General features: G+C 70.0%; 23 protein-coding genes and 2 pseudogenes. 7 read left to right on the plus strand and 18 right to left on the minus strand.

The window, feature by feature from the left end; all coding sequences use genetic code 11:
* The 10 genes and pseudogenes from UK23_RS16400 to UK23_RS16445 form a co-directional block, all read right to left on the minus strand.
* A pseudogene (locus UK23_RS16400) lies at positions 1-1,471 on the minus strand (phosphoenolpyruvate carboxykinase (GTP)); the annotation flags it as partial.
* On the minus strand, positions 1,468-2,220 hold the full coding sequence (locus UK23_RS16405) for a hypothetical protein (protein WP_156213151.1): 753 nt from the start codon (positions 2,218-2,220) through the stop codon (positions 1,468-1,470). The gene UK23_RS16405 and the pseudogene UK23_RS16400, both read right to left, overlap by 4 nt.
* Positions 2,217-2,435 (minus strand): hypothetical protein, encoded by a 219-nt coding sequence (locus UK23_RS16410; protein ID WP_052684717.1) that lies wholly within the window; start codon positions 2,433-2,435, stop codon positions 2,217-2,219. Before UK23_RS16410 ends, UK23_RS16405 begins: the two co-directional genes overlap by 4 nt.
* Positions 2,436-2,529: 94 nt before the next feature.
* Entirely contained in the window at positions 2,530-4,002 is a 1,473-nt protein-coding gene (locus UK23_RS16415; RefSeq protein WP_045312401.1) for an NADH-quinone oxidoreductase subunit C, read from the minus strand.
* Positions 3,999-5,423 (minus strand): proton-conducting transporter membrane subunit, encoded by a 1,425-nt coding sequence (locus UK23_RS16420; RefSeq protein ID WP_231114522.1) that lies wholly within the window; start codon positions 5,421-5,423, stop codon positions 3,999-4,001. Before UK23_RS16420 ends, UK23_RS16415 begins: the two co-directional genes overlap by 4 nt.
* A 29-nt stretch (positions 5,424-5,452) precedes the next feature.
* On the minus strand, positions 5,453-6,103 hold the full coding sequence (locus UK23_RS16425; RefSeq protein ID WP_045312403.1) for a hypothetical protein: 651 nt from the start codon (positions 6,101-6,103) through the stop codon (positions 5,453-5,455).
* Between the two features lie 10 nt (positions 6,104-6,113).
* Positions 6,114-7,061 (minus strand): respiratory chain complex I subunit 1 family protein, encoded by a 948-nt coding sequence (locus tag UK23_RS16430; RefSeq protein WP_045312404.1) that lies wholly within the window; start codon positions 7,059-7,061, stop codon positions 6,114-6,116.
* Positions 7,058-9,055, minus strand: coding sequence for a proton-conducting transporter membrane subunit (locus UK23_RS16435; protein WP_045312405.1), 1,998 nt, complete (start codon positions 9,053-9,055; stop codon positions 7,058-7,060). The genes UK23_RS16430 and UK23_RS16435 overlap by 4 nt, the downstream gene beginning before the upstream one ends.
* A complete protein-coding gene (locus tag UK23_RS16440) occupies positions 9,052-9,537 on the minus strand; it encodes an NADH-quinone oxidoreductase subunit B family protein (protein ID WP_045312406.1) in 486 nt (161 codons plus the stop codon). Before UK23_RS16440 ends, UK23_RS16435 begins: the two co-directional genes overlap by 4 nt.
* 86 nt (positions 9,538-9,623) lie before the next feature.
* Entirely contained in the window at positions 9,624-9,974 is a 351-nt protein-coding gene (locus UK23_RS16445) for an ArsR/SmtB family transcription factor (protein WP_045312407.1), read from the minus strand.
* A 106-nt stretch (positions 9,975-10,080) separates the two neighbouring features.
* Between UK23_RS16445 and UK23_RS52675 the strand changes: the two genes are divergently transcribed.
* The 4 genes from UK23_RS52675 (at position 10,081) to UK23_RS53760 (ending at position 11,907) form a co-directional block, all read left to right on the plus strand.
* Positions 10,081-10,473 carry a response regulator gene (locus UK23_RS52675; RefSeq protein WP_052684718.1) on the plus strand — a complete coding sequence of 131 codons (393 nt, stop codon included), beginning with the start codon at positions 10,081-10,083 and terminating at the stop codon, positions 10,471-10,473.
* The gene (locus tag UK23_RS16455; protein WP_045312408.1) at positions 10,470-10,871 is read left to right on the plus strand and encodes a DUF5313 domain-containing protein; all 402 of its coding nucleotides are present in this window, start codon (positions 10,470-10,472) and stop codon (positions 10,869-10,871) included. The genes UK23_RS52675 and UK23_RS16455 overlap by 4 nt, the downstream gene beginning before the upstream one ends.
* A gap of 208 nt (positions 10,872-11,079) precedes the next feature.
* A complete protein-coding gene (locus UK23_RS55005) occupies positions 11,080-11,352 on the plus strand; it encodes a DUF6119 family protein (protein WP_419503884.1) in 273 nt (90 codons plus the stop codon).
* 357 nt (positions 11,353-11,709) lie between these two features.
* Positions 11,710-11,907, plus strand: coding sequence for a hypothetical protein (locus UK23_RS53760; RefSeq protein ID WP_052684719.1), 198 nt, complete (start codon positions 11,710-11,712; stop codon positions 11,905-11,907).
* A gap of 15 nt (positions 11,908-11,922) precedes the next feature.
* Here the strand turns inward: UK23_RS53760 and UK23_RS54820 are convergent, their stop codons facing one another.
* The 8 genes and pseudogenes from UK23_RS54820 to UK23_RS16500 all read right to left on the minus strand — a co-directional run bounded on the left by UK23_RS54820 (position 11,923) and on the right by UK23_RS16500 (position 20,079).
* A complete protein-coding gene (locus UK23_RS54820) occupies positions 11,923-12,627 on the minus strand; it encodes a cold shock domain-containing protein (protein ID WP_330770110.1) in 705 nt (234 codons plus the stop codon).
* A gap of 30 nt (positions 12,628-12,657) precedes the next feature.
* Positions 12,658-12,861: pseudogene (locus UK23_RS53780) on the minus strand (cold-shock protein); the annotation flags it as partial.
* Positions 12,862-13,347: 486 nt separating this feature from the next.
* Positions 13,348-13,812 carry a YkgB family protein gene (locus tag UK23_RS16475; RefSeq protein WP_045312447.1) on the minus strand — a complete coding sequence of 155 codons (465 nt, stop codon included), beginning with the start codon at positions 13,810-13,812 and terminating at the stop codon, positions 13,348-13,350.
* 84 nt (positions 13,813-13,896) lie between these two features.
* The gene (locus tag UK23_RS16480) at positions 13,897-14,628 is read right to left on the minus strand and encodes a twin-arginine translocation signal domain-containing protein (protein ID WP_196777763.1); all 732 of its coding nucleotides are present in this window, start codon (positions 14,626-14,628) and stop codon (positions 13,897-13,899) included.
* A gap of 28 nt (positions 14,629-14,656) precedes the next feature.
* Positions 14,657-15,142: a RidA family protein gene (locus UK23_RS16485; RefSeq protein ID WP_231114523.1), complete on the minus strand. Its 486-nt coding sequence runs from the start codon at positions 15,140-15,142 to the stop codon at positions 14,657-14,659.
* The gene (locus UK23_RS16490; RefSeq protein ID WP_045312411.1) at positions 15,139-16,575 is read right to left on the minus strand and encodes an aldehyde dehydrogenase family protein; all 1,437 of its coding nucleotides are present in this window, start codon (positions 16,573-16,575) and stop codon (positions 15,139-15,141) included. The genes UK23_RS16485 and UK23_RS16490 overlap by 4 nt, the downstream gene beginning before the upstream one ends.
* A gap of 92 nt (positions 16,576-16,667) precedes the next feature.
* The gene (locus UK23_RS16495; protein ID WP_045312450.1) at positions 16,668-19,328 is read right to left on the minus strand and encodes a helix-turn-helix transcriptional regulator; all 2,661 of its coding nucleotides are present in this window, start codon (positions 19,326-19,328) and stop codon (positions 16,668-16,670) included.
* 10 nt (positions 19,329-19,338) lie between these two features.
* A complete protein-coding gene (locus UK23_RS16500; protein WP_045312412.1) occupies positions 19,339-20,079 on the minus strand; it encodes an IclR family transcriptional regulator in 741 nt (246 codons plus the stop codon).
* A gap of 82 nt (positions 20,080-20,161) precedes the next feature.
* On the opposite strand from UK23_RS16500, the gene UK23_RS16505 reads away from it, so the two are divergent.
* Genes UK23_RS16505 through UK23_RS16515 form a run of 3 tightly spaced genes read left to right on the plus strand, consistent with a single transcriptional unit; the run spans position 20,162 to position 22,718 of the window.
* A complete protein-coding gene (locus UK23_RS16505; protein ID WP_045312413.1) occupies positions 20,162-21,262 on the plus strand; it encodes a cupin domain-containing protein in 1,101 nt (366 codons plus the stop codon).
* Positions 21,259-22,071, plus strand: a complete 813-nt coding sequence (locus tag UK23_RS16510; RefSeq protein ID WP_045312414.1) for a fumarylacetoacetate hydrolase family protein — start codon at positions 21,259-21,261, stop codon at positions 22,069-22,071. Before UK23_RS16505 ends, UK23_RS16510 begins: the two co-directional genes overlap by 4 nt.
* Complete coding sequence (locus UK23_RS16515; protein WP_156213154.1) at positions 22,068-22,718, plus strand: maleylpyruvate isomerase family mycothiol-dependent enzyme; 651 nt, start codon at positions 22,068-22,070, stop codon at positions 22,716-22,718. Before UK23_RS16510 ends, UK23_RS16515 begins: the two co-directional genes overlap by 4 nt.
* The last annotated feature ends 2 nt before the right edge of the window (positions 22,719-22,720 follow it).

Raw genomic sequence — 22,720 nt, forward strand, 5'->3', positions numbered from 1 at the left:
AACCAGTTGACGTAGAAGATCTTCGGCAGTTTCGCGGTGTCGGCGTGCTTGCCGGTGTCGATCCAGTGCTGGAAGTAGTCACCTGCGTGGTAGCCGATGAACGGCAGCATCGCCATGGGATCGCGGCGCACGACACCGACCTCGCCGGTGGCCGCGGCGGTGGTCTCCGAGGAGAGCGTGGCGGCCAGGAACACGCCGTGCTGCCAGTCGAACGACTCGGTGACCAGCGGGACGGTGGTGGCGCGGCGGCCGCCGAAGAGGATCGCCGAGATGGGCACACCCCGAGGGTCGTCCCACTCCGGCGCGGCGATCGGGCACTGGGCGATCGGGGTGCAGTAGCGGGAGTTCGGGTGGGACGAGAGGTCGTCGGACGCCGGAGTCCAGTCATCGCGGCGCCAGGAGGTGAGGTAGTCCGGCGGGGTGTCGGTACAGCCCTCCCACCAGACGTCGCCGTCGTCGGTGAGCGCGACGTTGGTGAAGATGGAGTTGCCTTCGGCCAGCGTGCGCATGGCGTTGGGATTGGTCTTCCAGCCGGTGCCGGGTGCGACGCCGAAGAAGCCGTTCTCCGGGTTGACGGCGTAGAGGCGGCCGTCGTCACCGAAGCGCATCCAGGCGATGTCGTCGCCGAGGGTCTCGACCTTCCAGCCCGGGATCGAGGGTTCGAGCATGGCGAGGTTGGTCTTGCCGCACGCCGAGGGGAATGCGGCGGCGATGTAGTGGGCCCTGCCGTGCGGTGAAGTGAGTTTGAGGATCAGCATGCGTTCGGCGAGCCAGCCCTCGTCGCGGGCCATCACCGAAGCGATGCGCAGGGAGTAGCACTTCTTGCCGAGCAGGGCGTTGCCGCCGTAGCCGGAACCGTAGCTCCAGATCATCCGTTCCTCGGGGAACTGGGTGATGTACTTGGTCCGGTCGCACGGCCACGGCACGTCGGCCTGGCCGGGCTTGAGCGGGGCGCCGACGGAGTGCAGGCAGCGCACGAAGTCCGCGTCCTCTCCGAACAGCGCGAGAGCGTCCGAGCCCATGCGGGTCATGATGTGCATGGAGATCACCACGTACTCGGAGTCGGTGATCTCGACGCCCAGCACGGGTTTGTCGGCGGTGATCGGTCCCATGCAGAACGGGATGACGTACATGGTGCGGCCCGCCATGCTGCCGCGTAGTGCTCGGTCATGATGACCTTCATGTCGAGCGGGTCCATCCAGTTGTTGGTGGGACCGGCGTCGGCTTCGTCGGCCGAGCAGATGTAGGTGCGGTCCTCGACTCTGGCGACATCGGTGGGGTCCGACGCGCACCAGAACGAGTTGGGCTTTTTGTCGAGCCGCACGAGCGTGCCCGCGTCGACCAGCTTGTCGGTCAGCCTGCGCCATTCCAGCGGGGAACCGTCGCACCACACCACCTGGTCGGGAGTGGTCAGCGCGGCGACCTCGGACACCCACTTCACGAGGCCGGGGTGTGCGGTGGGCGCGGTCATCGTGCGGCTCCTCGGTGCAGTGCGTCGGTGGCGAAGTCGGCGACCTGGTGGGTCAGCGCGTCGTCGGGACGCCGGGGCAGTTGTTCGCCCGGTGGGGTGGCGGCGGACAGCGCGACGGCGCAGGCGTGCTGCACGTCCGGGGTCAGCCGCGCGTGCGGGTGCTGGGTGAGCGCGTGCAGCAGGCCAGGTAGCGCGAGCATCGGGTCGCGGGCGGGGTCCGGCACGATCACGGCCGGCGAGGCGTGGCGGGGCCTGGCGAACCTGCCGCCTCCGCCGACCAGGTTGATCACCACGTCGGCGTCGGCGGCGATGCGGCGCAAGGGAAACGCGAGCGCGTCGGCGAGGTTCCAGGTGGTGATGTCCCGGATTCCCGCCGTGAGCAGGACCGGGTTCAGCCGCGGCATGGTGTTGGCTCCCGCGATGACGACCCGGCTGGTCTCCGGCGCGCGACCGGCACGGGCCAGCGTGGTGAGCAGCGCGGCGGTCAGCGCGATGGCGGTGGTGTCCTGGTCGGTGAGCACCGGCATGTCCGTGATGAGGTCGCGCGCCTTCTGCTCACGGTCGGGCGTGGCGCGGACGAGCAGCACCGCGCTGGTGCCGGCCGGGAGGATGTGCAGCCCGTAGTCCGAGGCGATCACCCGGGCCGTCAGCCCTGCCTGTTCCTCGACCAGCGTGGCGTAGCGGCGCAGCACGGTGGTGGTGGCGCCGATCCCGCCCACCACGGCGACAACAGCACGATTCGCGGTCAACGGCCGAGTCCCGAGTTCTCCAGCAGTGCCGGGTCGATCCAGCTGGTGGTGTCGATGCCGTGCTGGGAGGCCAGGTCGAGCAGGTCGTGGATCCGGGCGCCGTGCAGGTGGATCTCGTAGTCGTGGCCGGCTTCCCTGGCCTGGTTCATCGCCACCCCGGCCTCGGCGATCTTGCTTCGCAGCTCTGCTTCGAACTCGCTCATCGTCTTCGACATCTCTCCCTCGTCCGCAGAATCCATCATCTGCGGACTTAAACAATTATGCAACTGTTTGGATGTGCGAGGCTGCCCACACTTGATCGGATGGGGCCTACAGATCGTTGCCGGCGTAGGACAGGTTGAAGCTCTTGTTGGTCAACGGGAAGTCGGGAACGATCGTGTCGGCCAGCGCGACCGGGAGTGCAGGCCAGTTGAAGAAGCTGGGGTCCACGATCTTCACCCGGCTCAGCCGCCCGTCGCCGGCCAGCTCGACGCGGTGCACGATCGTGCCGCGCCAGCCCTCGACGATGCCGACGCCCGAGCCGCCGCTGACCCCGGCGACCGGGCCTGTCGCGCTGGTCCGGCCGCCGAGCATGTGGGTCAGGCTGGCGATCATGGCGATCGACGTCGTGATCTCCTCCGCGCGCACGAGGAAGCGGGACAACACGTCGCCGTCGGTGCGGGTGTGGACCGTGCGGGGGAACTCCGCGGACAGGAACGGGTGGTCGTGCCGGGCGTCGACGTGCAGGCCGCTGGCACGGGCGACGACGCCGAGCGTGCCGAGGTCGGCGGCCTGGTCGCGGTGCAGCGGCGCGGTGCCGGTGAACCGGTCGGCCACCACCGTGTTGGACAGGGCCAGCTCGACGATCTCGGCCGCGTCGGCGCCGATGGCGGCCAGCTCGTGCGGGTCGGGCAGTGCGGTGATCGTGGCGCCGCCGGGGTGGATGGCGCCGCGCAGCAGGCGGTGTCCGGTGACGGTGTCGTTGATGCGCAGCAGACGTTCGCGAACGCGCTGGGAGTGGGCGTTGAGCACGCCATGAGCGACGTCGTTGCAGAGGGCGCCGATGTCGGCGATGTGGTTGTAGAGGCGTTCGAGCTCCAGCAGGATCGCGCGGATGCGTTGCGCGTCCTCGGGTACCGGCCACCGGAGTGCGTCTTCGACGGCGAGGCAGTAGGCCAGGGTGTGACCGACGGTGGTGTCACCGCTGACCCGTTCGGCCAGCTCGATCCCCTGGTCGGAGGTGCGGCCGTGAAAGAGCTTTTCGAGTCCTCTGTGGACGAACCAGAGCCGGGCTTTGAGGTTGAGGATGGTCTCACCGACCACGGAGAAGCGGAAGTGGCCTGGGCCGATCATGCCCGCGTGCACCGGGCCGACCGGGATCTCGTACACGCCGGGGCCTTCGACCGTGCGGAAGGGGTACGGGCCGTCGACGCTGCCGAACTCGGGTGGATCGCCCGCGTCGGTGAGCATGGGGTACCAGCCCTGGGGCCAGTGGAAGTGGCGCACCAGTCGCTGCGGTAGCGGGTGGCCGGTGGGCACGATGCCGAACAGGTCGTGCATCTCGCGCTCGAACCGACCGGCGGCGAACGACAATCCGGTCAGGCTGGGCACTTCCGGGGCGTCCGGGTCGAGGGGGACGTGCAGTTCGACCCTCCGGTCCGGAGCGGAGGCGGTGAACAGGTACACCGCGCGCAACCGGTCACCGTCGTCGTGACCGGCGGCGAGCGCGAGCCGAAAACCCTGCTCCAGCAGGGACCCGGCCTTATCCGGCAGGTCGGCCGGAGTGAGAGTCGTCGTGATCATCGTGTCACCGCCAGAGGCTGGGTTGCCAGGTCGAGCAGGGCAGGCAGTGGTCCGGCGACGATGCCGAGCACAGCGCACGCGAGCAGCCCACCGGCCAGAGCGATCGGGATCGGCGTTGCGGCCGGGGTGTCCGATGTGGATGGTGCGCCGAGCAGCATCCGGCTGGTGTTCGTGATCAGGGCGGCGGCGATCACCAGCACCAGCGCCAGCGCGGCAGTGGTCTGCCAGCCGAGACCGGCGGTGAAACCCGCACGGACGATGCCGAGCTCGCTGGCGAACAGGCTGAACGGAGGCAGGCCGGCCAGGGCGAGCACACCGAACCCGAAGGTCGTGGCGAGGGCGGGATGGCGGGCGATCAGGCCGCGCACACCGTCGATCTGGCTGGTGCCGGTGAACTGCAGGACGCGGCCCGCGCCGAGGAACAGCACAGCCTTGGCCAGCCCGTGCCCGAAGACGTGCAACAGTGCCGCGGTCAGTGCCAGAGGGCTGCCGATCGCGGCGCCGAAGGCGACCAGGCCGAGGTGCTCGATGCTCGAATAAGCCAGCATCCGCTTGTAGTCACGCTGTCCGATCAGCAACGACGCGGCGAGCGCGAGCGAGGCCAGCGCCATCACCGTGAGCAGGGTGCGGGCGAACCCCGCACCCAGTGCCGCGTCGCTGATCACCTTGACCCGCAGGATCGCGTAGAACGCCACCGACAGCAGCACCCCGGACATCAGTGCCGACACCGGCGCCGGGGCCTGGGAATGCGCGTCGGGCAACCACGCGTGCAACGGGGCCAGGCCGGCCTTCGTGCCGAAACCGAGCACGAGCAACGCGATCGCGATCCGGGTCACGCCGGGGTTCAGCCCGGACGCGTGTGCGCTGAGTGTGGCGAGATCCAGGCCCGCGGTGCCAGGGGCGTGGGCGGCGGCGAAGTTGAGCACGATGGTGCCCAGCAGCGCGAGGGCGATACCGGCCGAGCAGATCACCACGTACTTCCACGCCGCCTCGACCGAGGCACGGGTGCGCCGCTGGCCGACCAGGAACGCGGTGACGATCGTGGTGGCCTCGACCGCCACCCACACCACACCGAGGTTCGCGGCGAGCACCGCGAGCGCCATGGTGGCCAGGAACAGTTGCACGAGCAGGCTGTGCCGCGCGGCAGTGCGGGCCGTGGCTCGTCCGTCGTCGATCTCCGCCCGGAAGTAGGCGGGAGTGGCGGCGGTGGCGACCAGCCCGACCGCGCCGATCACCAGCACCATGAACGCCGACAACGCATCCACCCGCAGCAATCCCGCCATCGCGGTCACCGGCCCGGACCGGCTCACCTCCACGGCGAGCACGATCGCGGTCGCCAGCACGAAGCCCGCAGAGGCGGCACTGACCCAGGTGGTGGCGCGTCGCCAACCGAAGGCCAGGTGGACGAGCGCACCGAGCACGGGCACTCCTACGGGAAGAAGAAGAGTCATCAGTCGCGCAACTCCCGCAGTTCGTCGAGATCGGTGTCGCCGAAGGTCTCCCGCATCCGGGTGGTGAGCACCTGCAGGACCAGCACCGCCAGCAGGACGTCGAGCGACACCCCGAGCTCCACCACCAGGCCGACGCTCGTGGTGGTGAGGAAGCCGACCGCGGTGATCCCGTTGTCCATCAACAAGAAGCCGACCAGCTGCGACAGCGCGCGCCGCCGGGTGACAAGCACGAAGAACCCGATCAGCACCACCGTCACGCCGACCGGGATGGCCTGGGTCGCCGCCGAAGGCGCCAAGGCCACCAGCGGTTGCGACACCGCGTAGGCCAGCAGTGTCAGCGCGGCCGCGGCCAGCAGCGACGCGGACACGTTCACCAGCGGGCTGGCCTCCCGCCGTGACTCCCCCGCACCGGCCAGCGCCCGGCGCAACAGGTACGGCAACACGCCTGCCCGTAACACGAACACGCCCAGGGCGACGGCCCACAGCTCCGCGGAGTTCTCGTGCGCGGCCAGCACTCCCACGAGAACAGCGAGCGCGGCGCCCTGCAACGCGAACACCCGGATGATCACCACGAGCTCGCGGCGCCACAGCACCAGCACGGCGGTCAGCAACAGCGCGCCGCAGGCCAGGTCGAGCAGCTGGACGTACACAGTTCCCCTTTCAGGCCAAGAAGAACGAGGCCGCGACGGCCAGCAACGCGAGCAGGAACGATCCGGCCAGCAGTTCGGGCACCCGGAACAGCCGCAGCTTGGCCACGAACACCTCGGCGGCCGCGAGCAACCCGCCCAGCACACCGACCTTCACCATCAGGGCCAGTACGCCGATCAGCACCGCCAGCGGCGTGGCCTCGGTAGCGATTCCCCACGGTGCGAACAAGTTCGCCAGCAAACCGAGGAACACCGACAACCGCATGGCCGAGGCCAGTTCCACCAACGCCAGATCAGGGCCCGCATACTCCAGCACCATCGCTTCGTGGACCATCGTCAGCTCAAGATGCGTCGACGGGTTGTCCACCGGGATGCGTCCCGTCTCGGCCACGATCACCACGACCAGCGCGACCGCGGCCAGCAGACTCACCGGCGAGATCACCCGCGCGGGATCCTGCAGCGTCGACGAGACGATCGTGCCCAGGTTCGTCGACCCGACCCGCACCGACAAAGCGAAGATCGCCACCAGCAGCGTCGGCTCGACCAGCGCCAGGATCGTCATCTCCCGGCTGGCGCCCATCCCGCCGAACGCCGTGCCCGTGTCCAACCCCGCCAACGCGAGCGCCACCGCACCCAGTGCCAGCAACGCCACCACCGCGAACAGGTCCGCCACCGGGTCCAGCGCGGATTCCGTCGCGACGAACGGCACCACGACCGCGACGACCAGCGTCGTTGCCACCAGCACCAGCGGCGCGAACCGGAACACCTCGCTCGTGCCCCGCGGGGCTATCCGCTCCTTGCGCAGCAGCTTGCGCAGATCACGCCACGGCTGCCCGACACCCGCACCGGCACGTCCCTCCAGCCGGGCCCGCACCTGCCGCATCACCCCGACCAGCAACGGCGAACCGGCCACGATCAGCACCGGCTGCACCACACCACCGACCACGCCCAAAGCGCTCATCGGGTCACCGCCAGCAAAATCAGCACGCCGCACACCGCGTAGAAGCCGTAACCGAGATAGCGGTGCACGCTGCCCGGTGCAAGCCCGCGCCCGGCCCTGCCCCACGCGGCGATCAGCCGCAGCACCGGCTGGTACAGGCGCCGCTCGATCCGGTCGGGCACCTTTCGCCGGTATTCGACGGCCTGCACGAGATAGCGCGACTCCTGGTGATGTGACACGTCCACGTCCAGCTCCGGCTGCACCACGTCGTCGAACACCCGCTGCAACGGCTCGGCGAACGACGTCGCCGTGTACTCCATCCGCGCCGACATCGGTCCCCCACCGCAGTCCCACAACCGCGCCGTCCGGCGAACCCGCCGTACCGCTGCAGTCCGCACCACACCCGCCACCACGACCACCGCAGCGACGAGCCCCAGAGCCAGCAGCAGCGGCGACAAAGCCCCAGTGACCTGATCCAGCCGCAGAATCACGTCTCCGGACACCGCAACTCCCCCGGCCGCGGCCTGGACCGCCGGCAGAATCCCGGCCGGCCACAGCGCGAGCACCACGCAGACCACCGCGGCAACGCCCATCCCGGCGAGCATGGTGAGCGGGCTCTCGTGCGCGTCCACCACGGCATCGCTGCGAGGTTTGGCCAGGAATCCCACCCCGAACGCCTTCACGAACGTGGCCACCGCGAGCCCCGCCGTCAACGCCACCGCGGCCACCGCAACCGGCATCGCGATCGCCGCGGCCACCCCGCCCGCGGGCAAGCCGTGGATCAACGCCTGCAACAACAACCACTCCGACACGAACGCCGTCCCCGGCGGCAACGCCGACGCCGCCAGCGCCCCCACCCCGAACGCCGCCGTCGTCACCGGCATGACCGGCCGCAACCCACCGAGCGCATCGAGATCGCGGGTACCGGTCGCGTGCAGCACCGACCCCGCCGCGAGGAACAGCACCGTCTTGAACGCCGCGTGCCCGACCAGGTGCAGCAGTGCCGCGGTCAACGCCAGCGCGGCCAGGGCGTGATCACCGGAGGACGCGAACAGCCCGGCCGCGCCGACCCCGATGAGCACCAGCCCCATGTTCTCGGTCGTCGACAGGCCCAGCAGCCGCTTCAGGTCCGAGCTCATCGCGGCCTGCAGAATCCCGTACACCGCCGACACCGCACCCAGCGCGAGCACCAGCAGCCACCACCACGCTGGACCCCCACCGAGCAGATCGACGCCAACCCGCACCACCCCGTACACCCCGAGGTTCACCATCGCCGCCGACATCAACGCCGACACGTGACTCGGGGCCTCCGGATGCGCCCGCGGCAACCACGCGTGCAACGGCACGATGCCCGCCTTGGACGCGAAACCCGCCAACGTCAACACGAACACCACGCCCGCCACCGCAGGCGACAGCTGCCGTCCCGCCTCGCGCAACGCCGTGAACGAGTCATCCGGCGCCTGCGCGACGAACACCATCAGTCCAATCAGGACGGACACGAAACCCAGGTGCGTCATCACCGCGTACCACCGGCCGGCCGACGCCACCCGCGGGCCGCGCCGGTGCTCCGCGACCACGAGCACCAACGATGCCAGTGCCATCAGTTCCCAGCACACCAGCAACGTGCCCACGTTCGCTGCCGCCGGGACGAGCACCATCGCCACCACGAACACCGGTAATGCCGTCTGCACACCACGTGCCCGCAGGTCCGCCGTGTCCGCATAGGACACCGAGTAGATCCCTGCCGCCACGGCGACGCCGCCGGTCACCGCCACGAACAACGCGCCCAGCGGATCCAGCGTCAACGACACGCCTGACAGCGGCAAGACATCAGGCAGCACAACGGAAAACGAGCCTCCGGCCAGCGCCGCGGCCCCTGCGGCCACCGCGGCCGCGCCCGTCAATGCCGTCCCCGTACCGATCAGCGCCGGCCGCGCGGGGAGGAGGGCAGCGATCAGCGCGGTCATCAGTCCGATGGCCACGGCCGCGGCCATCCCTGTCGCAGCGAGGTTCATCGGCCGGTCAGCTTCCGCAGTCCCTCGACGATCGCCTCCGGCCGCGGCGGGCAACCCGGGATCTCCACGTCGACCGGCACCACATCCCGCACGGCACCGGCCACCCCGTAGGCTCCCGCGAACACGCCGCAGTCGCGGGCGCAGTCCCCCACCGCCACCACCAGCTTCGGCGCCGGGACCGCGTCGAACGTCCGCCGCAACGGCTCGGCCATGTTCCGCGTCACGACCCCCGTCACCAGCAACACGTCGGCGTGCCGCGGCGAGGCCACCAGCCGCGCCCCGTACCGCTCGCCGTCGTGGACCGGCCCGAACGCCGACCCGATCTCGACCTCGCAGCCGTTGCACGACCCCGCGTCAACGTGCCGGATCTGCACGGACCCACCCAGCACCGCGGCCCGCTCGGGCCGCTCACCGTCCGGCAGCGGAGGGGCCGGTTCGGCCACTCGCCCGGTCCGGCGGATCTTGCGCCACAAACTCAGCACGCTCTCACTCCCGCGATGGAGTCGGTCGACACGGAGAAGCAGGTGCGGTCACCCCGCCTCAGGGAGGGACGCGGGGTGACCGCGGTTCAACCGGTGCGCGACACCGGCGGACTCGTCGCGCGGAGGTCCTCGAGCAGCTCGACCTGCCCGGACAGCACGACCGACAGGATCCGGCGCGCGGCGACCAGCAGCTCCGCCACATGCGGACTGGTCAGCGAGTAGTACACCGCCCCACCTTCCTTGCGGGTGGTGACCAGCCCGGCGCGGCGCAGCACCGCCAGCTGCTGGGACAGGTTCGCGGGCTCGACACCCACCTGCGGCACCATCTCCGCGACCGCGTGCTCACGCAGGCTGAGCAGCTCCAGCACCCGGATCCGCGCCGGATGCCCGAGCGTCTTGAAGAACTCTGCTTTCAGCTGGTACAGCGGCTTGCTCACCCGCGCACCCCTTCCCTGCTCGTGCGTTGCCGGCACTTGGTCGCAGGCTTCAGCACTTGCTAACCTTAGCAAGTCTGAAACCGCGCAGCCCGATAGGACCACACCAGTGACCGGAACTCGCGACCCGCTGAGGGTTCTCGTCGCCGACGGATCGTCGTTCTTCCGCGACGCACTCCGGGAATTCCTGCGCGGCGCCTCCGACATCGATGTCGTCGCCGTCGCCGGCTCAGCGGACGACGCGATCCGCCTGGCCGAACAGCACCAGCCCGACATCGCCGTCGTGGACGTCCACCTGTCGGGCGACGGGTTGCACGCCATCCGCCGTATCCACCAGAAGACACCCGCGGTGAAGCTCGTCGCGTTGTGGGGACTCATCGACGGGCCGTCCGAGACCGAACTCCGCGAGCTCGGCGTCGTCGAATACGTGATCAAAGGCGCGCCGAACCGCAAGATCCTGGCGGCCATCCGCCGTGCAGCCGAGGAAGGCGCCACTCTGTGACACTGCGTGGAACCAGACCCAATCCGGCCCAATGGCTGTGGTACGCGCTGGGCGGGCGACTGCCACAACGATGCAACCCGTGGGTCCTGCACGACGTCACCTGCCGCACCTGGGCGGTCCGGCACTTCGTGCGCGCGTTCTTCCAGATGTCGCCGATCCTGCTGCTGCTCCTGTTGCCAGGACCGCTCTACATCAGGATCCTGTCGATCCTGCTCGGCATGCTCGTCGGCTACTTCTACTCGATGACCTACATGTGGCACACCACCGAGCAACGCCTCGTCAAGCACGGCTTCGAAAGAGGACTCGGCGCCCAGACCCGCCGCGCCAAACACGCCGAGGCCGACGCCCTCGCCAAAGCAGCCTACGAACGGCGATACCGCAGCAACCACTCAGGTTGAGCTCGCCCAACCCAGTGAGGATGGTGACGGCCGCGAGTTCGCGAAGGCGACGACATGACAGATGAACCAGTCGCGCCGCCCGGCGAGATCGATTTGACCCTGCGCCGGTGGCACGCCGATTGCCGTTGCCCACAGCCGGAACCTCCTCAACGGAGACCAGCTCATCGCCGTCGTCGAACTCGACCAACCCCAGTCCCAGCACAACGAACTGCGGTCGTCACGACGGCCCGCCGCCGTTGGAGGACAGCTACCGCCCCGCACCGCCACCGGGTCGAGCCCACTCAGCCATCTCTTCGTCCAGGGCCTCGTCGCGGCCGACAGCTTCACCGATCCTGAGACGTGGGAGAAGTTCCGCCAGGTCGTGGCTCAGCAGGATCCCGAGCGCGCAAGCCGGCTGGGAACACATCCAGGAAGCCTGGTCTTCGCGATCCACCACAGCGACAAGAAGCTCTCGGCGGGCAACCTCTTCACCTTCGCCTAGTCAACCCTGGTGTCCGCGTGGACAACGCTCACGACCTGCGGAATCCCGGTGCACGTCGCCGTCATTCCGTGACTCGGGCCACCGTGCCGTCTGACGTCGAAATGCGCGGAAGCGTTGCCAGATGCGAACTTCTGCCGATCGGAGTCAGTGCCGAACGCATCCAGGACGACGGCGACCTCATCCTCCTGCTGGGCGAGGTCGCCGCGCACATCCCGCCCTGGCTCGGCGCGGCCGGCGACGCCCCGTCGAACTCCTGGTCCTCTTCGGACGATCAGGCATGGGCGGCGGTCCTGGGCTCAATCTCGGCGTGCAGGGGCGTATTTCCCGGCACACACACCGCGCGTCGTCTCATGGCTCATGAACCGACCCGCCGCGGACGCGCTGCGGGAGGCGTGGAGCGGCGCGCGACGAGCAGGTGGAGCTCGCCTGCGGTGGGGTCGCGGTCGCACCGGCACCGCGCAGACGCGCCTGGCCGACCTGGACAGGGTCCCGGCCGCCGAAGCGGTCGAGACGCCGTGGCAGCGCCGCCACGTCGCCCGCTTCGAGGCGTTGTAGGACCGTCCCGGACGGTCAGGCGTGCTCGACGGCATCGGCCTGCGGGCCCCGGTCGCTCTGCCGGATGCGGAAGCGCACCCGCTCCCCGGCCACCAGTGGCTCGCCGGAGACCACCGAGACGTGCACGAAGAGATCGGGCCCGCCCGCGTCGGGGGTGATGAAACCGAAGCCGCGGTCCGCGTCGTAGCGGGCCACCGTGCCGTCGCCGGCGCGGGCTGCGGGCCGGGTGGCCGAACGGGCCTGGCTGGGGGCCGCGGCGGCCTCCACCGGCTCGCCGGTGGCCACGAACCGCACCTCGCGCGCCTGACGACCCTGGTCCACGGTGACCGTGGTGAACGAGACCCGGTCGCCCTCGGCCGGCAGATACACCTCGTCGACCAGGGCGCGCCCGTGCAGGAAGACATCACCCACCCCGTCGTCGGCGGCCACGAAGCCGAACGACTTCTCCTCGTCGAACCACAGGACGGAGCCGTCGGCGCCGTCGCCGGGCGCGACCAGAGGGGCCCTGCGGACCCCGGCGTCGAAGCTCAGCGGCACCAGGTGCTGGGCCTGCGGCCCCTTCTCCCCGGCGATGACGACGAAGGCCACCCGCTGCCCGGCCGCGAGGACTCCCCCGGTGACGATGGCGGAGGAGTGCACGAACACCTCCGCACCCCCGCCGTCCGGCGCGGCGAACCCGTAGCCCTTGGCCGGCTCGTACCAGGAGACGGTCGCGAGCACACCCAGGGCCGCGTCGGGCGCGACGTCCCCGGTGACGGCGACGTGCAGCGCCTGCGGACCGCGGGGCCCCTCACCGGTCTCGAACTCCACCGTCTGGCCCTCGCGCAGCGCCTTGGCCGCGCCCTCGCCCCGCACCTGCGAGACGTGCACGAAGATGTCGGCGCTGCCGTCATCCGGGGCGAGGAAGCCGAAGCCGCGCTCGAGGTCGTACCAGCGGACGGTTCCCTGCTGCACTGTGCACTCCTGGTCTCGCGGGTGGTCGGGGGCCAGTGTCCCAGGCGCGTATGTACATCCTGATCCCGGCGCCCGGCAGCTCCGCCGTGAGTACATCGCCGGAGTCGCCGAGTTCGCGCCTGTCACCAGCCGCTGCCCGAGTATGTGGACGTGTGGGGCCAAAACCTGTGCCTGGTGGTCTGACCTGCGCCTCAGGCCGCCGCAGATTCGTACTCGTTGATCAAGCCGCCGATTACTCGCCGACGATGAACGACGCTACAGCCTGATTCTGTGAGCGGGTCACCGGGCCGTGGTGGAGTGCGCTGAAGCCGAGGGTCACGTTCGTTGGTCAGCAGTGTTCCATTAGATAGCCGACATCGCGAATGACCAAAGATTGAAATACGCCGACTGGCCCTCATACTGGTTTCGAGCTGTCCAATAGCGCTCGTGACGGCCGTCTTCCCGTTTCCGTGTTCGCCGGCTTCTACGGGCGGCGCGGGCTCTCGATCACCTGGTAGCTCGTGCGGCGGTGAGCGACTCACCCAGTGTCCAGACGCACACGCCCAGCAGCACCAGGTCCTTGAGCAGGAACTGGCCTGGATTTCCCGACAGCACCGGTAGCGGCCCGGCCAGTTGCTGAACGACTCCGGTCGTCGTGAACAGGAAGCTCAGGGTGCCCAGGAACAGGACGATGGCCACGCCGCTGCCGACGGCGGAGACACGCGGCCAGAACGGGCGAACCGCGATCAGCGCGGCGGCGATGATCTCCGTCGTGCCCAGCGCGTACGCCACGGTGTCGGGACTGAGGAAGTCGTAGATCCAACTCAGCAGCGGGCTGTCCATGACCAGCCGGTGTGCCTCCATCTTGACGAACTTCCCGGCGCCGATCCACGCGAGCACCACGACCAGGGCGTACCGGCTGAACCACTGACCGGCGACAGACAACTGATGACCTGCGTTTTCGTTGAACACCACGTCGAGCCTATGAATCGGAACGGCCCCACGCCGGGAGCACGTTCCGATGTCACAGACCCGTAAGATCCACAACCCGCCGGGTCAGCGTCCGACGCGCCTGACCCGGAGCCCGGAGAAGTACCCGACGGTGCCGGACTCGATCCAGAACCCGACGCCCCCTCGCTGCTCAGGCCCCAGCTTCAGGTCGTTGACGACGAGCGAGGGTCGCGGGGCGCCGTTGACGAACAGCTTCGCCTGCGACCCGCGCACGTCGATCCGCATGTGGATCCACTCCTGCACATCGATGTCCACGTAGGACTCGTACTTCTCCGGCTCCTCCTTGCGCAACTTGGGGAAGAGGAAGTCGGGGTACGCGAAGTACTGGATGCTGTGGTTGCGGCGCACCTGGTCCTCCACCTGGCTGTTGACCGGGCGCAGGTAGATGTTCTCGAACCGCTTCTCGGCGTCGATCCGGAACGAGATGCCGATGAAGCCGCGCGCGTAGGACGGCGCGTCCGGCGCCAGCTTGCTCGCCACGTACGCGTCGATGGTGCCGTCGTGGAAGTCGAAGTCCTTCCACGCCATGAAGTCCCGGTCGGTCAGAACCTCCTTCGCGGGGTCCTGGTAGGCCGAGCTGGGCATGGTCATCTCGACGGCGCCGCGTCCTTTGTAGACGGTCTGGCGCAGGGACACGCGGGACACGGTGAAGGCGTTCACAGATCGTTCCTCGGCTGCGGCGTTCGCGGTGCCACCGGCGAGCAGGACGGCACCGGCGCCCGCGGTGGCCTTCAGCAGGGTACGGCGCGTTGTGACGGGGGCGGGAAGTTCGGACACGGATCCTCCGTGGAAGAAATGGGGGTTCTCAGGCATCGCGGGCGATCGCGAAGGCCTCGATCTCCATCAGGAACTCGGGACGGGCCAGGGCGACCACCTGGACGGCGGTGGCGGCCGGTGGCGGCAGTGTGCCGAGCACCTGGTCGCGGACCGCGCGGATCGACGGCATGTAGGCGATGTCGGTCACGTAGATGTTCAACGACAGGACGTCGGCGAACGTCGAACCCACGGCCTGCAGGCAGCGGCGGAGGTTCTCGAAGACCTGGCGGGCCTGGGCCGCCGGGTCCGCGGGGCCGACGATCTTGCCGGTCTCGTCCAGTGCCACCTGCCCGGCGATGGCCGCGAACCGGCCCTCGCCCCAGACGACGTTGCTGTAGCCGACTCCCGGAGCGACGCCGGCCGGCTGGGGGTGACCGATTCGGTCTTCCTTCGGTGCGGCCGCCGCGGCGGACATCGAAGCGGCCAGCCCGAAGGCCGCGGCGCTGCCGGACAGCACCGCACGACGGTCGATCATGCCTGCTCCAATCGGGGTGCGGCGTGGACGAGGTGCTTGGTCTCCTGGAACTCCTCCAGGCCGCGCACCCCGTTGAGGCGGCCGATGCCGGACTGCTTGAAGCCGCCCTCCTCGAACTGGTCGTGCACCACGGCCCAGGTGTTGGTCCACACCGTGCCGGCCTTGATCTCCCTGCCGACGCGCAACGGCCGGTCGACGTCGCGGGTCCAGATAGACGCGGCCAAGCCGTACTCCGTGGCGTTCGCGCGCGTGATCGCCTCGGCCTCGGTGTCGAACACCTCGAAGGTGGCGACGGGACCGAACACCTCCTGCTGGACGATCGGGGTGCCGAGATCCGCGACCTCCACCAGGGACGGGGAGAGAAAGGCGCCGTTTCGCTTGCCCTGCACCAGAACCGTGGCGTAGGAGGCGGCGTCCTCGACGAAGCGCTCGACGCGTGCGGCGTTCTGTTCGTCGATCATCGCGCCCATCTCGGTGGCCGGGTCCTCCCCCGGCCCGACCTCGACGGCTTCGAGGGCCTCGGTGAGCCGCACGCGCAGCTCGGCCGCGATGCCGCGCTGGGCGAGAACCCGGCTGCCCGCCATGCAGAACTGCCCGGCGAACGTGGTGACTGCCCTGGTGAGCACGGGCACCACGGCGTCGAGGTCGGCGTCGTCGAAGACGATCATCGGGGACTTGCCGCCGAGTTCCAGCGACAGGCGCTTCAACGTGGCAGCACCCTGTTCCGCGATCTTGCGGCCGACGGCGGTGGACCCGGTGTAGCTCAGAACGTCCACATCGGACGATGACACCAGCAGCGGGGCACCGTCGTTGCCGGACTCGGTGAAGAGGTTCACCACCCCGGCGGGCAGGCTGGTCGTCGCCGCCACGACCTCGCTCAGCAGGCCGTTGACCAGACCGGTCTGGCCCGGCATCTTCATCGCGACGGTGCAACCGGCGGCGAGCGCGGGAGCGAAGGACCGCACGGCGAGCACGACCGGCGAGTTCCACGGCACGATCACGCCGGCGACACCGATCGGCTCGCGCAGCGTCATGGAGTACAGGCCGGGCTTGACCTCCGCGGCGGCACCGCGGTCCGTGAGCGCGAGCGCCGCGTAGTAGCGCAGCTTCGGAACGGTCAGGGCGATCTCGAACCCGGCTTCGGCCAGGGGCTTGCCGTTCTCGCGGGCGAGGAGGCGGACGAACTCGTCGCGGCGCGCGTCGAGGAGGTCGGCCATCTCGAACAGGGCCTGGGCGCGGAGGTGGCGGTCGCCGGCCCAGGCGGTGGTGTCGAACGCGTGGCGGGCGGCGGAGATGGCGGACTTGGCCTCCTCCGCGCCGCCGTCGGCGTAGGTGCCGAGCACCTCACCGGTGGCGGGGTTGCGGGACTCGCTGCGGGTGCCGGAATCGGCCCACTGGCCGGCGAGGAAGTGGCGTGCGTGCGGGAGGCTCATCGGGAGACGTTTCCTTGGTGTCGTGCCGTTGCTGGTCGGGCACCAGCGACGGTACGAAGATCAACCGAGGAGCGAATCGGCCACGGTATCCGTCATCGCGTCAGTCGCATGCTCCCGTCGAAGTCGATGTGGGACAGCTCGGCCCGCGTGACGACGCCGAGCTTGGGGAACACGTTGGACAGGTGGTGGCCCACCGTGCGCGGGCTGATCAGCAACTGGGCGGCGATCTCCCGGTTGGTGAGGCCTTCCCTGGCCAGACGAGCGACCCGCAGTTCCTGTGACGTCAGCAGGTGCGCGGCGCCCCGCGGCTGCTCGGTGAGCTCCTGTTCGCTCGTGGCTCGTTCGAGCAGCGGTGTGGCACCGAGCCGTTGGAAGGTCGCGGCGGCCTCGCCGAGCTGTGCCCTGGCCTCGGTGCGGCGGCGTGCTCGTCGCAGCCACTCACCGAACAGCAACCGGGTACGCGCGTGTGCGAAGGGTCTGGCTGACGCTCCCGGAACGGCGAGAGCGAGCCTGAACTCCTCCTCCGGCTCCGAGGTCAGCAACGCGCGGGTGAGGTGGCCGGCGGACACGGCCCAGGCCGCCCCGGTGCGCTCGGCCCAGTCACGCACCAGATTCGCGTGCGGTTCGGCCGCATCCGGCTGTCCGGCGTGCACCGCCGCCTCAACCGTGTCGACGGCCGCGAGCAGCGCGAACGTGGGGTGGGAGGCGTCGTGCTCCGGCTCGGTGAGTCTGCTCAGGTGCTCCAAGGCCTCCTCCGGCCTGCCCGCGAACAATGCGGACATACCGAGGTTCCAGGTGGCGGCCGCGGTCAGGACGCGCACGCCCCGTGGCACCGACACCTCCCTCGAACGCTCGGCGAGGCTCGCCACGGTCTGTTCATCGCCCCGGACGGCAGCCAGCCAGCCGAGGCAGTTGCGGCACTGCGTGGCGAGGTGGTCGGCGCCGATCTCCTCGGCGAGCCGCATGCCTTCCTCCGCGCTGGCGGCGGCCCGCGACCAGTCCCCCTGCGCGATGTCCAGCGTCACGGTCTGCGCCAGCACCGCCGCCAGCGCGGTCACCGAGTCCGTGCGCCGCAACTCCGCGATCTGCCGTCCCAAAGCCTCCGAGACGGACCGCTCCACACCCCACGCGACGCACAGCGGTGCGGGCGGTGTCACGCGCCACGAGTCGAGTCTGAGGTCGTCGTCGCGCACCACCGCGCCCGATGCGGGCTCGAACAGGAGCGGATCTGCCCGTCCACCGAGCTGCCGCAGCGCCTCGGCCTGCAGGCCTGTTCTTCCCGCGGACCATCCCGCTCGCACGGCCATGGTCCCGAGCTCGACCGCGGTGTCCTGATCGGACACCACGCGCATGTCGCCGGTCAGGTAGCGGAAGGCCCGTTCCTGGTCACCGTGTGCGAACTCGATCAGCCCTCGCAGCCCCTCGCTGAGTTCGCCTACGGCCGCCTCTCCGGCGAGCTCTTCCGCGCGCAGCAGGTACTCCCGCGCCAGGTCCACCTGACCCGCTTCCCACGCCGCCCTGGCTCCCCGCGCCAGCCGCCGGGCCGCGTCGGCCGGGTCGGGTGACAGTTCCGCCGCGCGCCCCAGCGCACGAGCGGCCGTGGCACAGCCGCCACGAGCCTGGGCACGGCCGGCGGCCTTCTCGAGCAGCCCTGCCACGTCCTCGTCGGCGCCGTCGGCGGCCGCGGCGAGGTGCCATGCGACGAGTTCGTCGGCGTTGTCGGTGGCCGCCGCGAGGTGCCGCGTGCCGAAATCCTCTGCGTTCCTGCCGCTCAACACCCGAGCGAGCAGGCGATGAGCGGCCTTCCGTTCAGAGGCCGGCGCGTTCTCGTAGACGACCGTGCGGATCAGCGGGTGGCGGAACCGGACGCGATCTCCCTGCACGCCGAGCAGACCAGACCGCAACGCCTCGTCCCACGCGACAGCGTCGACACCTGCCTGCTGCAGGACCTGCCGGTCGCCCCGGTCTTCGGCGGCGGCGAGGAGCAACAGGGCCCGCGTCGACGTGGCCAGCGCTTCGATCCTGGCGGTGAACGCACGCCTCAGCCGCGGCCCGACCGCGATCTGTTCGCCCGGCACCGGCGGGGTGAGCGCGAGCTCCGCCAAGGCGAGCGGGTTGCCCGCCGCCGCACGGATCGTCCGGCGGATCGAGACCTCGTCCAGGCCGGGCGCGGTGGCGGCGGCGAGGAGGCGTGCCGAGTCGTCGTCCAGGCCCCGGACCTCCACCGCCGGCAGCTGGTCCCACGTGCCGCACGCCGGGTCCTCGTACGTGGCGAGGAGAACGGCGGCGCGCACCGTCCGCAGCCGCCGGGAGACGAAGGCGAGGCACTGCGCGGTCGCCTCGTCCAGCCACTGCGCGTCGTCCGCGACGACCAGCACCGGCCGTTGCTCGGCGAGCCGGCAGACGAGGGCGAGCACGGCACCACCGACGAGGAAGCGGTCGACGGGCGTCTCGTCGCAGCCGAGTGCGCTCCGCAATGCGGTGCGCTGAGGTTCGGGAAGGGTGTCGACACCGTCCAGCACGGGCCACAGCAGTGCGTGGATCCCGGCGAAAGCGAGCCCGGATTCCAGCCGGGTGCCGCGGCAGCTCAGGACGGTGAAGTCCCCCGCCGCGCCGATCGCGTGTTCCAGCAGCGCGGTCTTGCCGATGCCCGGATCTCCCCACAGCACCAGCGAGGTCCCGTTGCCCGCACGCGCGTCGTCGAGGAGTTCGCCGACAACCTTCCGCTCACGCTGCCGTCCGTGCAGATCCATGCTGAACACCTCACTGCAGTTCGAGGTCGTGCTCGATGTCGGCGGCACACCCGGCGAGCGCCCTGATCCAGCCGGGAATCCGGTCGCGGTGGAAGCGGATGCTGGGCATGGCGATCGCCACTCCCGCGATCGGGCACCCCTTGGCGTCGCGGATGGCGACTCCCAGCGCGACCAGGCCGGCTTCGGTGCTCTGGTCGTTGATCGCGAAGCCGCGCTTGCGCACGAGCGTGAGCTCTCGCCGCAGCGAGGCGAGTTCCACGTCGTCCGCGTCCTCGTAGAGCGCCGTCACGTCGTCGGGGGGCATCGCAGCGAGTATCGCCTTTCCGCACGAGGTCAGCCGGGCGGGCAGAGTACGACCGGCCCGGCTGCCGACGCGGAGGGTCTGCGTGCACTCCGCGGTGGTCACGAACCTGGCCTCGGTGCCCGCCAGCACGACGAGGTTGACGGATTCCTGCACCGCGGTCATCAGAGCGTTCAGGTGCGGCACGGCCACCTCGCGCAGCAACGCGACGGGCGCGCGTGAGGCAGCGGCCGGGCGGAGCACGTCGCCGGCCTCGTAGTACCGGTCGGGGCGCTGCTCGGCGAAGCCGCGGTAGACCAGCATCGAGAGCAGACGGTGCGCAGTGGACGGTGAGACTCCCAGCCGGTCCGCGGCTTCGCTGACCCGCAACGGACCTTCCTGCTGCAGCAGTGTCGCGAGGTGCAGCGCGTGGTCCACCGATGCGATCGGATAAGGCGGCTTGTTCTTCACACCAGAAAATGTAGCCCCACTCTCCAGAATCGTGCCAACCTGCCGGAGGAGCACCTTTTCGTTTGATCCCAGGAGCACTGCAGTGACATCGACATCTTCACCGGTGCGCGTCCAGGCCACTGACGCCGTTGACCAACCAGAGCCCTCCGCCGCACTCGACACGCTCTACCGGGCCTTCGAGTCGGAACTGCTCGTTCCACTGTGGACCGAGATCGGCGACCTGATGCCGGCCCACCCGGACTCCAGCGCGCTGCCGCACCTGTGGCGGTGGCGGAACCTGCTGCCCATGGCCGCGCAGGCGGGCGAACTGGTCCCGGTCGGGCGGGGTGGCGAACGCCGGGCGATCGCGTTGGCCAACCCCGGTCTGGGCGGGCGCCCGTTCGCCACCCCGACGCTGTGGGCGGCGATCCAGTTCCTCAAGCCCGGTGAGGACGCGCCGGTCCACCGGCACACCCAGAACGCGTTCCGGTTCGTGGTCGAGGGCGAGGGCGTCTGGACCGTCGTCAACGGAGACCCGGTCGCCATGCGCCGCGGTGACTTCCTGCCTCAGGCGGGGTGGAACTGGCACGGCCACCACAACCTCAGCGACCGCCCGATGGCGTGGATCGACGGCCTGGACATTCCCTTCCAGCACCACATCGGCTCCACGTTCTTCGAGTTCGGTCCGGACGAGACGGACTCCACCGAAGCACCTGCTTCCTCACGCTCCGAACGGTTGTGGGGACATCCGGGTCTGCGCCCGCTGACGCATCTGCGACCGACGCCCGCGACACCTCTGCTCGCCTACCGCTGGGAACACACCGACCGCGCGCTGTCGGATCAGCTGGCGCTGGAGGCGGACGGACACAGGGCGACCGTCGAACCCGGGCACGCCGCCGTCCGCTACACGAACCCGGCCACCGGTGGTGACGTTCTGCCCACGGTCCGCACGGAGTTCCACCGGCTCGCACCGGACACCGGGACCCGCGCGAGGCGCGAGGCCGGTTCGTCGGTGTTCCAGGTCTTCGAAGGCACCGGCGAGGTCACCGTCGGCGACACGTCGTGGGCCGTCGCGCGGGGCGACCTGTTCGTCGTGCCCTCCTGGCAGCCGTTCAGCGCGTCGACCGAGCACGGCCTGGACCTGTTCCGGTTCAGCGACGCCCCGGTCTTCGAGATGCTGCACCTCGATCGGAGCGTGGCATGAAGTTCGCAACCGTACACACCGAGCACGGTTTCCGCGTGGTCGCGACCAAGGCGAACGGGTACGTCGACCTGGGCCCCGGCGACGTGGGGAGCCTCCTCGCGGGACCTGGTCTGCCTTCCGCTGCCGACGGCGAGGTCCTCCAGATCGAGCCCGCCCTGTTCGCCCCGGTGATCCCGAACCCCGGCAAGATCATCTGCGTCGGCTTGAACTACCGCACCCACATCACCGAGATGGGACGCGTTCTCCCGACTCACCCGACGTTGTTCGCCAAGTACCCCGAGGCGCTCATCGGTCCACATGAGACGTTGGTGCTGCCGCCGGAGTCCGACGCCGTGGACTGGGAAGCCGAACTGGCGGTCGTCATCGGACGGTCGGTTCGACGGGCCGACCGGGCCACCGCCGAGGCCGCCATCGCCGGGTACACCGTCATGAACGACGTCACGCTGCGGGACTGGCAGTTCCGCACGCGGGAGTGGCTGCAGGGCAAGACGTGGGAGGCGACGACGCCGCTCGGCCCCTGCCTCGTGACCCCGGACGAGCTCTCCCCCGACGCCGTGATCAGCTGCGCCGTCGACGGTGAGATCGTGCAGAGGTCGACCATCGCGGACCTGTTGTTCGACGCGGCCGACCTCGTCAGCTACATCTCGACCATCCTCACCCTCAACCCCGGCGACGTGATCGCCACCGGCACCACCGGTGGAGTCGGACACGCACGCACGCCAGCGCGTTACCTGCAGGACGGCCAGACCGTGGTCACGCGGGTCGAGGGCATCGGCGAGATGGTCACCCCCGTGCGGCGGGCGCCGTGACACCGACGCGTGAACTCCGCTGGATGGCCGAGGGCCACGAGCACTTCCTGTCGTGTCTCCGGTCGGTCGACGACGGGCAGCTCGCCCGGCCGAGCGGGCTGCCCGGCTGGACCGGCAGACATCTGTTGTCCCACTTGGGACACAACGCGCGTGCGCTGAGCCGCCTCGCGCGCTGGGCGGCGACCGGCGAACCGACACCGATGTACCCGAGCACGTCGGCGCGTGCCGAGGAGATCGAGACGGGCGCTGGGTGGCCGGTGCCGAGGCTTCGGGAATTCGTTGCCGAGGAACAGGAGCAGCTCGTTGCCGTCCTCGGCCTGATCACCGGCGAGCGGTGGCAGGCCGACGTGATCACGGCACAGGGACGCATCGTGCCGGCTGGCACCATTCCGTGGCTACGCGCTCGCGAGCTGTGGATCCACGCGCACGACCTGCGGCCCGGCGGCGATTTCGCTTTCATGCCCGCGGATTTCCTCGACGCGCTCGTCGAGGACGTCCTGACTCATCGACGCGCGCGGCAGTCCGTCGCCGTGAACGTGTCCGGCCCTCCAGCCGACCTGGCGCAGTGGCTCACGGGCCGCGGCGCTTCCCCCCGACTTCGCCCCGCCACCGGCTCCGCACTCCCGGAGCTCCCGCCGTGGCTGTGACC

Source organism: Lentzea aerocolonigenes, assembly GCF_000955955.1.
Taxonomy (GTDB): Bacteria; Actinomycetota; Actinomycetes; order Mycobacteriales; family Pseudonocardiaceae; genus Lentzea; species Lentzea aerocolonigenes_A.